Source organism: Enterobacter cloacae (assembly GCF_013375935.1).
Lineage (GTDB): Bacteria > Pseudomonadota > Gammaproteobacteria > Enterobacterales > Enterobacteriaceae > Enterobacter > Enterobacter pasteurii.
The window spans coordinates 3,103,472-3,114,906 of the sequence record NZ_CP056117.1 but is presented as its reverse complement, the minus strand read 5'-3'; the positions used below and the strand labels follow the sequence as shown (position 1 = coordinate 3,114,906).

15 protein-coding genes are annotated in these 11,435 nt (G+C 49.5%); 9 read left to right on the top strand and 6 right to left on the bottom strand.

What is annotated here, in order from left to right:
- A complete protein-coding gene (gene sctC / locus HWQ14_RS14600; RefSeq protein WP_176610105.1) occupies positions 1-1,764 on the bottom strand; it encodes a type III secretion system outer membrane ring subunit SctC in 1,764 nt (587 codons plus the stop codon).
- Entirely contained in the window at positions 1,757-2,617 is an 861-nt protein-coding gene (locus HWQ14_RS14595) for a helix-turn-helix domain-containing protein (protein ID WP_176610104.1), read from the bottom strand. The genes sctC and HWQ14_RS14595 overlap by 8 nt, the downstream gene beginning before the upstream one ends.
- Positions 2,618-3,054: 437 nt before the next feature.
- On the opposite strand from HWQ14_RS14595, the gene HWQ14_RS23285 reads away from it, so the two are divergent.
- From HWQ14_RS23285 to HWQ14_RS14555, 9 genes are read left to right on the top strand one after another with little or no spacing between them, the layout of a single operon-like run.
- A complete protein-coding gene (locus HWQ14_RS23285; protein ID WP_245166401.1) occupies positions 3,055-3,579 on the top strand; it encodes a PrgH/EprH family type III secretion apparatus protein in 525 nt (174 codons plus the stop codon).
- On the top strand, positions 3,543-4,334 hold the full coding sequence (locus tag HWQ14_RS23280) for a PrgH/EprH family type III secretion apparatus protein (RefSeq protein ID WP_348523291.1): 792 nt from the start codon (positions 3,543-3,545) through the stop codon (positions 4,332-4,334). Before HWQ14_RS23285 ends, HWQ14_RS23280 begins: the two co-directional genes overlap by 37 nt.
- Positions 4,327-4,593 (top strand): type III secretion system needle complex protein, encoded by a 267-nt coding sequence (locus tag HWQ14_RS14585; protein WP_176610103.1) that lies wholly within the window; start codon positions 4,327-4,329, stop codon positions 4,591-4,593. The genes HWQ14_RS23280 and HWQ14_RS14585 overlap by 8 nt, the downstream gene beginning before the upstream one ends.
- Positions 4,594-4,643: 50 nt before the next feature.
- Positions 4,644-4,967 carry a type III secretion system inner rod subunit SctI gene (gene sctI / locus HWQ14_RS14580; protein WP_112011574.1) on the top strand — a complete coding sequence of 108 codons (324 nt, stop codon included), beginning with the start codon at positions 4,644-4,646 and terminating at the stop codon, positions 4,965-4,967.
- Positions 4,967-5,734: a type III secretion system inner membrane ring lipoprotein SctJ gene (sctJ, locus tag HWQ14_RS14575; RefSeq protein WP_176610102.1), complete on the top strand. Its 768-nt coding sequence runs from the start codon at positions 4,967-4,969 to the stop codon at positions 5,732-5,734. The genes sctI and sctJ overlap by 1 nt, the downstream gene beginning before the upstream one ends.
- Positions 5,731-6,288: a type III secretion protein gene (locus HWQ14_RS14570; protein ID WP_242172466.1), complete on the top strand. Its 558-nt coding sequence runs from the start codon at positions 5,731-5,733 to the stop codon at positions 6,286-6,288. Before sctJ ends, HWQ14_RS14570 begins: the two co-directional genes overlap by 4 nt.
- Positions 6,269-6,961 (top strand): type III secretion protein, encoded by a 693-nt coding sequence (locus HWQ14_RS14565; RefSeq protein WP_242172464.1) that lies wholly within the window; start codon positions 6,269-6,271, stop codon positions 6,959-6,961. Before HWQ14_RS14570 ends, HWQ14_RS14565 begins: the two co-directional genes overlap by 20 nt.
- A complete protein-coding gene (locus HWQ14_RS14560) occupies positions 6,948-7,322 on the top strand; it encodes a type III secretion system protein (RefSeq protein ID WP_176610101.1) in 375 nt (124 codons plus the stop codon). Before HWQ14_RS14565 ends, HWQ14_RS14560 begins: the two co-directional genes overlap by 14 nt.
- A 42-nt stretch (positions 7,323-7,364) precedes the next feature.
- A complete protein-coding gene (locus HWQ14_RS14555) occupies positions 7,365-7,862 on the top strand; it encodes a lytic transglycosylase domain-containing protein (protein WP_148419579.1) in 498 nt (165 codons plus the stop codon).
- A gap of 133 nt (positions 7,863-7,995) precedes the next feature.
- Here HWQ14_RS14555 and HWQ14_RS14550 read toward each other — a convergent pair whose 3' ends face one another.
- The 4 genes from HWQ14_RS14550 to HWQ14_RS14535 form a co-directional block, all read right to left on the bottom strand.
- Positions 7,996-8,781 carry a winged helix-turn-helix domain-containing protein gene (locus tag HWQ14_RS14550; protein ID WP_245166400.1) on the bottom strand — a complete coding sequence of 262 codons (786 nt, stop codon included), beginning with the start codon at positions 8,779-8,781 and terminating at the stop codon, positions 7,996-7,998.
- A gap of 629 nt (positions 8,782-9,410) precedes the next feature.
- Positions 9,411-10,334, bottom strand: a complete 924-nt coding sequence (locus HWQ14_RS14545) for a fimbrial protein (protein ID WP_176610100.1) — start codon at positions 10,332-10,334, stop codon at positions 9,411-9,413.
- Between the two features lie 10 nt (positions 10,335-10,344).
- Entirely contained in the window at positions 10,345-10,899 is a 555-nt protein-coding gene (locus HWQ14_RS14540; protein ID WP_176610099.1) for a fimbrial protein, read from the bottom strand.
- 9 nt (positions 10,900-10,908) lie between these two features.
- Positions 10,909-11,430, bottom strand: a complete 522-nt coding sequence (locus HWQ14_RS14535) for a fimbrial protein (protein ID WP_148419575.1) — start codon at positions 11,428-11,430, stop codon at positions 10,909-10,911.
- Positions 11,431-11,435: the final 5 nt, after the last annotated feature.

Here is an 11,435-nt window from a genome sequence, read left to right as displayed (position 1 = left end):
TTAATTATCTTTCATCGTTTCGCGCAACATGGAGACCGTCGATTTCAGAGTCACTTCGTTGCCCGTCCAGGTACGTCCCAGAACCGGGTTATTTTCCGTGCGTCCCTGCCAGGTTTCGCCGCTGGTCAGGAGGCCCGGCTGGATCAGGAACAGGCGCACCATCTTTTTGTGGCTGGTATAGCTGTAGTCAAACAACTTGCCCACAAACGGGATATCGCGCAGCAGCGGGATCCCGAGGCTATGATACTCATCCTGATCGCGGCTATAGCCGCCGACCAGCAGGCTATAGCCGACCGGAACGCGCGCCTCGGTACTGATCTGGGTATTGTTAACCATCGGCAGGCTGTCGATGTTTTCCGTGGAGCCATCGGCGTTCAGCGGTAGTCCGCCGTCCTGAATATTGAGGATCATCTCAATTTCCTGCTGACGTTGAGCCAGACGCGGCAGCACGCTTATCATCGTGCCGTAGGTGATCTTCTCCAGCGACGAAGTGCGTTCGCCAATCAGCTTCGCGTAAAAGCTGCTGTTGTTATCAAATAGTGCCGGAACGTTTTCCTGGGTGAGGATCTCTGGGCGAGACACCACCTGCGCGCTTCCTTTTTTCGCCAGCGCAGAGACGTCCGCCAGGAAATGAAGGCTGTTTTCCGGCGTCAGGGAGCTGGTATTGAACGTCACCCCGGTATTGCCCAGCTTCGCCGCGCCCTGCCAGCGAATGCCCAGCTCGTTGATATCGTCTTTTGAGATATCAATAATCCACAGAGAGAGCTGGATCTGCTGTTTAGGAATGTCGATAGCGTTCACCAAATCCTCAACGAAGCTTACCTGCCGCTCGGAGCCCTGAATCAGCAGGCTATTCGTGTCGGAATACCCCACGATATTGATCGTCTGCTGGCTGGGGATATCCCTGTCAACCGCCCCGCTCCTTGCCGCAGGTGGCGCGTTAAATGACGGCAGCGGCGGAAAGTTGCCTTTTTGCGTCGCAGACGCGGCTTCCAGCGCGCTACGCGTATCGTTATCAACGGTAATATTCGCGCCCGCCGGCGCTGAACGCCCTCCCTCGCGGCTGCTGGTATTGTTTAACAGCTGATTCAGCACCGTCGCTACGCCTGGCACGGTAATAGGAACATCCCGCTGGGTATAGTTACGGTCGTTCACGAAGGTATTTTTCAGCTTGATTACGCGGATTGTGGTCTCTCCGGTTCCCGGCCGCGCATAGGTGGCATCAATGTATTTTGCCGCGGCGGAGACAAGCTCGACGTAAACTGGCGGGCCCGAAACATAAAACGAGCCCGAGCGTCCGTCTGAACGCAGCGGGAATCGCGGATCGTACAGGCCCGACGACTGCAGGTAGGCGACCAGCCTGTCATAAGGTGCGTAGGCCAGGCGCACGACACTGCTTTGTATTTCGCTGGTGTCGTAAATGCAGACCGAGCTGCCGTCGTCATACCAGATAAGACCGGTACGGGCGGCCACGGTATCAAGCACCGATTTAGGGTCATTGAGGTCAAAATTGCCGGATACCCGTTTTTTCGCCGCCTCGACGCTAACGATAAAAGGCTTATGGAGCGCGCCCCCAACGACAAAAAAGAGCTGCTGAACGCTGTTGTTGCTCGCCACATAGGTATTTTCAGCCGTCGAATGAATGGACGTCGCGGGCGCTGAGGTAGTATTCAGCATATTTGCGCCTGCTGGCACACAGGATATTACCGTCAGCAGGAGATAGGGCACTCTGCTATTCAGCGTTTTGCGAACAAACTTATTCATGAAGCAAACCTTCCAATTTTTTAAACTCCCTGGGGGTGATGCCAAATAGCGACTTTATTTCGCTGGAAAAATGCGAAGACGATGCGTAGCCATTGTCACCCGCAATGGTGGCAATGGACTGGTCATTCTCAATCAGCTGCAATGCGCTATTCGCCGCACGCCATAAGCGCAGCTGTTTTTTGGGGCCTCGTGTAAAGGCGTGGTGGCAAAGCTTTCTGAAATAGGACTCTGAAACACCATAAATTCGACTGGCATTATAAATTTTGTGCGTCTCGCTCTCTTTATCTTCATTCATGACCTGCGACAGCAAAAAATGCGCAATCCAGTAACTCTCCACGTTACGCGCAAAGGCAAAAAGGCTTTCCAGGCGTCGGTCTTGCGGATCTAATAACGATGAAATAAGCAACGCCATCAGCGATTTATTTTCATGTTCAACTCTTAATACCAGATGAGATGCGGTAAGCAGCATAACGTTTTCCTGCCCCTCGATACCCTCACCGCTGGCTTCCGGGCATTTCGTCTGATAGTCGAGGAAAGAAAATAACGTCGTCGCCTGAGACATAGACTTAACCTCGACAATCCATTCCCCAGAAAAACGTAAGTGTATTTCACTCAGGGTGGCGATCATTACAGCATGACGGATAGTATCGAATGCCACTGCGCTCTCTTCCTCCGTTTGGTCGATGCCCAGTGACATAATAGAATGCTGATTAACCGGCCGCGCATATAAAATCGCTGAGTGACACTTGATATCTTTACAATCAATTTTGTGCGTTTTCCCTCTGAGAATATCATCAGACAGGAGCTGCTGAGATTTCTGCTCCAGATGGCGTTGTTTATGATTATTCATCATCGTTGCACCCTACATGAGTAAGTATGTCTATCAATACTAATGAATCAGATAAAAACAGTTGAACGAGCACGGGTTTTAAGAATTTCCGTAAACTTATCAGAAAATTCCGCACGGTCAATGGCGTAAAATAATATTAAATTTTTAATAAATTTTATTATAAAAACTTCAAAAAAAGATCAAGACTAATTGTTGCGGATTATTCCTGGCTTCCGTATATTCATTTTCCCGTAAGCATCTGTTGTAATGCAATGCAGTCGGGATACCAGTATGGATTCAAGAATTATTTATATTTTGATTTATCCAATAAGCTATTGACAGCAACTGGCCCTTATATTGAAACCGGTAGCAAAACAATTTAACGGTAGCAGATTAAATATACAATCTTAAGGATGCCAGCATCTGTTTGATTGTTTTTTTATATTGAATGGCTCTTTTCTATGAACAGCGACATGAATGAAATAACTGAAGCGATGCCTGTTGTGCCAGAGACAAAGAAAAGCTACACATTGAAGGTGCTGTTTGGCCCTATGTTTGGCTGTGAACTTAATCTGCCAGCAGATGACTATTTTATTATTATTAATCAGAGCATTGCTATCGATGACGCTGGCAGCGCAGCGATATCAAGCGGCGAGCATGCCGCAGCGTATACCCATAATACGCTCTATATACCTTGCGACCGCCCGTCGCCGAACCTCATTTTACGCCTCTCGGCCCCAGCAGAAGACGGAGAAGGCCCGGGCAGCTTTCGGGTAGAGGTTCAGGATGAGAATAACAGTTTCCCGACCATCGTTAATGAAAACGAAATATTTACCCGTGAACATATTCGTTTCGCCCTAAAGCGCACTGAAGATGAGTGGCCGGAAAGTATCCGTAATTTTGCGCTCCCCCCCCCAATGTTGATGCAGAATTCAACGGACAGGAGACCATTGCTGAGTTTAATGCTAAAAAGCACCATACGCTGATCGTTGGTGCTGCCATTCTGCTGATTTTAATCATTACTGCCGCCGTTATCTGGTATAAAAAACTGGAGAACGATCGTCAGGTATTAAATCTGAATGCGGCGCTCGCCGGCGCGCCCGCGGCTATCGATATTTATCGAGGCCGTGAGAATAGTACAATATATGTTCTGGCAAGCAAATATCAGGCCCTGGAGTGGGTAAAAGAAGCCTTATTCAAGCTAGGTGAAAATAATAACGTCGTTCCTGTATGGTTAGTTCAGCACCAGAAAGCCACAACCGAAGTGCTGATCAAGTCAGGCTATCCGGTAGTGCAGATCGATTACACCAAGCCTCAGCACCCTGTGATTATCCTCTGGCAGGATCTTTCTCCCATTCAGCAGGAGAAGTTAACGTCATTGGCACTGCAGAAAATTCCGTTTGCGCTTGATATCCAGGTATTTATAAAAAACAAACAGCAGCTCCTGCAGGATGCACGCCAGGGCTTAGACCGCATGCACATTAATTATCGTCAAATAAACTCGTCAAGCGGCTACGCCTTAGTGATTCGCGATGCGCTTAGCGATAATGCTCTTTCGGCGTTGCAGCGATTTATAAATGATTTTAATCGTCAATGGGGAACACACATCATTAATTTTTCGATAAACCTCAATGAGAACTGGTTAGAGAATAAATCTTACCTTGACTCATCGAATGGTTATTTGTTTTTAAACCCTCGTCACTGGTACTTTCCATTAAAGCAAGGAGATATAAATGGCTGATACAAATCCTAGCACGACCCCCACGAGCAACGGTTATTTTCTTGATGACGTCTCGGTCGCATTCGAGAACGGTGCGGCAGACATGATGAAGCAGCTTCAGGATGCCCAAACGGCTCTTGAAGCCGACCCATCCGATCCCGCCGTGCTGGCTAACTATCAGGCGAAGCTGCAGGAATATACGCTGTTCCGTAACGCCCAAACCAGTACGGTTAAAGCCTATAAGGATATTGGCGCAGCCATTATTCAGAACTTCCGTTAATTATAAGTGGTACGAATATTTTCGTACCCTTTCCTTTTATTGGAGATTTTATGAGTCAGCCAATCGAAGCATTATCCGCATTAACTCGCCTGAGCCCACACGGTATCAATCCGGAGGACAATACCTCAGTCACGGTACATGACCAGTATTTTAACAATCTGGTTGCCAGTACGTTTAATAAGATCAGCGACACCGACATGCAGTTCAAGAATGTGATTAATACGCTCAGCCAGTCGCCCCAGTTCACCAGCGACCCGCAAAAATTATTGATGCTGCAGAGCTATATTGGCGAGTACAGCAACTATGTCTCTCTGGTGAGTACGCTGGCTCGTAAGGGGGTTAGCACAATTGAAACCCTGGGAAAATCGCAATAATGAGCACTACATTTTTCCGCACCCTGGCGGTTGTCTTTTTTGCTTTTATGTTGAGCGCCTGTAATGACGAAAAGCTGCTATTCAATCTGACCCAGGAACAGGCCAATCAGGTGCTGGCCGTCCTGCAACAGCACAATATCTCTGCCAGTAAGGAAGGCACGCTCAAGGCGGGCTATACCGTTGCGGTAAACAAGTCCGAAAGTACCGCCGCGCTGTCAATCATCAACCAGTACCAGCTACCGTGGTCCGCTGATGTGCAGATAGCCCAGGCCTTTCCCGAAGGCGCGCTGGTCTCCTCCCCTAATGCCGAGCAGGCGCGCGTTCTCTCTCTTCAGGAGCAGAGGCTTGAGCAATCTTTGCGCATGATAGCGCAGGTCGTTAACGCGCGCGTTCACGTGAGCTATCCGGCGTTCAACAATGACAGCAGCAGAACGCCAACAGGCCACGTTGGGGTGATAATCACCTATAAAGGTGAAATTGACGATAACCTCTTCATCTCGCAGATTAAATCGCTAATTAAAAACAGTTTTGATGACGTGCGTTATGAAAATATCTCGGTTGTGCTGTTCCCGGCACCGCTGATCCAGTACGTCACGCCAACCAAAGTCCCTGACGCTCTGCCTGCCACCTGGATACTCATTCTCGTTGCGCTAGCGCTGTGCGGAGCGGTCACTTCTGGCTACATGCTTTACCGCGTCAGCCGCCGTCCTCCGGTTGAAAAAGAGCATAGCGCAGAGCCGCTCGCACCGGAGAACGCAGAACCATGAGAGCCGACGATCAGCACATGATGTCTATCCTGTATGCGCCGGCCGGGTATGCCCACATGAGCCATCTTCCGCAAGCGCTAGCCTATGGCGATATCGACTGCCCGACGCTGCGTAACCTGTGGCTTCTCCGTCAGGGTAAACTCAGCCATCTTCCGCCAGCGTGGCGGTCTGATAATAAAACGCTGTCGCAGATGCTGTCGTGCTGGCATCTGATTCCCGAAACGGCGCACCTGATCGGCGGCTATCTCATGCGAAATCATCTGCTTAAGCGCGGCGCGCTGATAATGTCCGATCCGCGGCTTCTGGCCTTTATTTCATTGCCAATGCCCCACGGCATTGCGCTCGATCCCGGCGGCCGGACCTCAATGGCAACTACCTCCTGCGGGCTGGCGTTTATTCTGAGCCAGTTCCCAGAATTACCTCAGGCGCTACGACAGCGCCTGCTGCTGCACTTCCCCGCGGGGATGTCTATTGAACCGCTGCCGGCGGGAAAAACGCTTAACCATATCAATCTACTCCGAATGGCCCTGACCTATGCGAACCATTACTACTGATACCTTACCTGAAGATATCGATAATCAGGTTGTGGTTAAGTCCGGTGAACGGACTCGCCATCAGCGAATGACCGTAGCGCTGGAACGAACCCTCAGCCGCTGCAGTGAAATTCACGCGGAATATGAACTACAGACCATCAGGCTACGAGAGAGCTGTGAAAAACAGGGCTTTGAAGCCGGTTTTCGCCTGTTCTTCGACCAGCTTGTGGCACTGATTGATGATTATCAGCGCCTGCAACGCCAGCACCAGATGCAGTTCCGCGAGCAGGTCGGTGATGCGCTTAAAGGCGCGCTGCACGACACGATGATCGTGAATCGAATTATTCATCATTTACAGGAAAAGTGCGGTCATCAGAAGGCGCTGCGGATCATCATCCCCACTGCCGTGAAGCTGCCGGAAGGCGCCGACGCCTCAAACTATCAGTTCACCGATGACAACCATATCACCGTGCAAAATGATATGGATGCCATCCGCTTTCCCAGTGAATCACTCTGTCGCCAATGGCTACATCATGCCGATGAAAAGGTTGCTCCCACCGAAGCGGTGATGTCCCATCTGGCCCCTGACGTGCTGCGAGATATCGCCAGTCAACTTATTGGCCTCAGTAACCAAATCCCCCTCACCTCCACTTATTCAGAACATCAACAGGAAGAGCACGATGAGTCAGATTAACCCGGTCTCCGCTGCGGCGCTTGCCGCATACTCCAGCGCATCAGATGAAGAAAACGCTACGGGCAGCAATTTTAACACTAAGGTGCTGGATTTTTTTAAACAAAACCAGCCTGAAGGTTCACTCAATGAGGTGCTCGCACAGCTTAAAAATCTGGCCGCCCCGGGTGAAAAGATTTCAATGCAGCAGCTAAACTCGGCGATCCTCATTGCTGATGGCACCCTGCGCAAAGACCCGGAATATAAGACATATACCGACAGCACCCTCGACAGGATGACGACCCAGATGCTTGGCGTGAATATGTTTTACAACAACATGCTGTACAAAAGCTTCACCAAAACCGACGACGATACTTCCCTCTAATTCATTCAGCCCAGACCCGGCGTAGCGCCGGGTATTTACATTATGCAGATTAAAACCGTTATTGCTCTCGCCAGCCCTTTCTTCCTCTCTTTTCATGCTTTCGCTCAAAACGGCGACTGTATTACTCAGGCAGCACAATGTTTCCAGGTCAACCCACTGCTTATCAAAGCGATAATCTGGCACGAATCCAGGAATCAGCCGCAGGCGCTGAATTTCAATAAAAATAAAACCGTGGACGTCGGCATCATGCAGATTAACACGGTGCATTTTAGCAGTCTCAAAAGCCGGGGGATTGATGAGCAGCGCCTGCGCAAGGACAGCTGCGCCAATGTGTTCTCGGGAACCTGGATACTAAAGCAGAAAATTGAGCGTTATGGTTATACCTGGGACGGCATTGGCAGCTACCATTCACGAACGGCAGCTCAGCGTGAAAAGTATGTGCGAAACATCGTCTCACTTATTGCCCATCAGACGGCCACCCTCGACAAAATTGCCGTTCCCCCCTCGCACAGCGTCCCAACGCTTTTCTCATGCCGGTAAGTTAAAGCAATAACGCAGGCGCTGGCCTGCGTTATTGTTTTAGTCAGCATGATCTGGAATAGAGAGGTAAATAACGCCGTCACTTATCTTAAATTAAGGCTAATTTAACGAGTAAAAGATTCAGAGCCTGAGATTAGTCTGCTTTGATAGCTTCGGTATGCAGCGTGCATTTTCCCATAAGCATGGACGCCCTGGGGCTACAAACCAGTCCGTGATCCGTTTTGCAACAGTATAAATAATTATCCATAAGCCTGGTCTTACTGTACTGCGCCAGCAGTCCGCCAGAAAAGAAGACCTTCTTTTCTTCAAAAAGATCCTGTGCATATCCCCTTGCCCCCATGGCCACCCCCGCCAAAAAGATGCTTAACGTTGCGACGGCGAAAATAAACCACTTCCTTGACGTCAGCTTTCGCCCCACCGGCTTGTGCTGTGGCACATAGGATACAACCGTCATTGACGTTGTGGGGGGAGCGGGCTGATAGCTGGTAATGGGTTTAGCTGAATAAGAGATGTTGTCCAGTTCAATCGTTCCTGCCGCCGGGGAACGTTCGTTTAGCGTGTCAGGCTCCAGTTCGGGCTCTGATAGCGACGCCTCCCAGGTGGGTTCGGCGGTAAGCTGATAGCCTAACTTTGGAATAGTGACGATAATGTTCTTAGATTCATCTTTAAGGCTAATGCGTAATGAACGTATCATTTGCGCAATACTCTGGGAGGTAACATAGCTGCCATCCCAAACTTCCGAAAGAAACTCGTCCTGAGAAACCGGGGATGGATATTTGGCGCAAAGCAGGGCCAGAACGTCTGACTGTTTTTTTCTCAACTGCAGGATTGTATCTTCGCGTTGTAAGGTTCTTAATGCCGGATTAAAAGTGTAATCAAGAAAGAAAATCTTGCCTTGCTTCGTTGAGCTATTTTTCAATTTAGATCCCTCAGTCATTTCATTTGATGAGTGAACATACCATCAAGAAAATGCATGGCCGAAAGCCTCAACCCACGCCTCTAGACATTTAATCGACAACTGATTAGTTCATTTCACATTTATTTAATTAAACGATACCTAAACGGACAATTACATTATCAGCTCACCAATATAATTACCTGCGGTATTAATATGTGTCAGATGGAATATTATGGATAATGCTTTACTCTGTAAAAATATCATCTTAACACAGTAAATCCATAGTTTTATAATTGATTTAAACGATCGATGCCCATACGTTAATCGTCAAAACAAATCACACTATTTATTTACATTCAATTAAAATCAACTTCATATACTCCTTCAGCAAGCTGAAAAATAGCATATGATTCACATCTTTAAATTAAGCTAAATCTGACCCTGATAGACATATTATCGTATGCCGTTTAAAAAAAATGCGGAACATCCTTGTCCGCTAATAAAGCAATGTCCTCACGCTACATGAATAGTCACTGCATTCTGGAGTCGAATCTGTCGCTAACCTTGACTCCTTTTCCCGACCCAATCAATGGTCAAAAATTTAACATATATCCAGGAAACCACTCTATCAAAAAACGCCACTTAGCCTGTCAGTACTGCGTCAGAATCATCGTCGCCGATGCGGAAAATGCCCCTGTTGCAATATTCTCATAGCTGACCGAAGCCGGTTTCACCGGAGTAAAGCTCAACGGCACGGTGAAACTGCCATTCGTGACGCTGAGTTTCTGGCTATCTCCGTTGGCGATCGCATTCCCATTCCATCGCATTTCCACAGCCAGATTATCATTATTGGTTTTAATCGCCTTATTATTCCAGGCCGGAGATAACAGGCTCATTTTAACATCAAAATCCACAGTGTGCGCCGCGTCACAAACTATATTGAAATCTTTTCTTACAGTTTGCGATGACGTCCCGCCTGAGACAATATCACCGCGTTCAATCTGCCCTAAATCCACGTTAAAGGTCGATCCAGACATAACGCTACAGGTCGAGGTATTAATATCCACATCGTTCGACGCGTAGAGGGTCCAGGTATAGTTATGACGCTCGCCTTTATTATTGGTCTGCACGAATCGCAGACTCCCCAGCTTATCGCCGGTCTTGATGTGAATCTCCTCCCCGAGCGACGTCAGTTCAAAATAAAGCACCACCGGTAATTGTCTGGATTCACCATTGTTTAGATCGAAGATTTTCGTTTCTGATACCGGCGCAGGATGTTCGGTCCCCGAAATCGTGACGCCATATTTAAGGTTTTTAAATATACCGCTTTCAAGCTTTACCCCATCGGCCCCCAGCCACATGGTGTCGATCCAGCCGCCCTGTCCCGCCGTATTCTTGCAGGTAATTTGGGGCGCCAGATCGACGATACTGTTTTTACCGGTATTAACATCTGAGCTGACGTTAATATGGATATCGGCGTCGCCGCCGTGCCAGCCAATCTTGTCACACTCATAGGCCGACGCCGCCACGCTTTGCAGCAGCAGAATTGCCAGCAACGGCAATTTTATCTTCATAAGATTTTCCCTAGGGGTAATTAAGCTCAAACGTCGCCAGCGCGCTAAATTCGCCGCGGCGCAGTGTGCGGTTGGCGAGCGCGCCTGGTTCACCTATTACGTAACCTTCCAGCGCCAGCTCGCTGGTGCCGTTCTGAAGTGAAAACGCCTTTACCGTCTTGTTGAAAGGTAAAGGCGTGCCGTCCGGCAGCGACATGCCGATGGCCAGACCGCTATCGACAGGAGACGTCACGGCCAACATGCCGGAGAGCTCCGCGCTCTCAGCGCCCTTAAAGGTCACTTCAACCTGATTGCCAAGCGTCAGGTCGCACTCCCTGAGCTTGATGACGAACGGCTGCGCGTGGGTGCGTGTATGTAGATAGAGATACGTATCGATTACCGTGCCAAAATCGAGGGTTATGGCCGCGGAGGCGGGATCGAGCTCACAGGGATCGGCCACCAGCTGGCCGTCAAACCGCAGATTATTACTTACTTCTTTTACGCCGCCCTCCGCCGCACACGCGGCGTGGGTGGTGATGAGCAACAGTAATCCCAGCGCCCCGCGCCGCGTGTAGAATATGTCCATGCTATTTCCTTACAGGTATTCCGCCAGCAGCGTCGCGGTTGCGCTAAACGCCCCTTCACTCAGCTCGCTGACGCTCGGATCTTTTACCGGTACCGCTTCAAGGGTTGGCGGATTTTGATAGGTAATATCCAGCGCCTTGTTGATCTCAAACGGCTGCCCGTTCTGAAGGATCTGGATCCCCAGCCCAGCCGCATTGGTGCTCAGCGCGCTGGCGTCAAAGGAGGCGGCGCTACCCTTAACAATCATGGTCAAACGCCAGGTTGGATCGATATCATCGCAAACCAGCTGGTAGCTGATGGTCTGCCTGTAGCGCTGCCCGTCGACCTTGTGGATACCAACATTGTCGAAATGAATGCTCAGGTCACGGTCGTTATTGATGTGGCAGGGATGAATTTTCAGCGTCCCGTGAAACGCGATGTCGCTACTGTCGCCGGTCGCGACGGCGAAAGCATGCCCGGAGGCAGAAAGCACCAGGGTAAAAATAGCGCCGCGCAGACGCGCCCGGCTGCGATTAAGGAGGGTGTGAATCATCGTTC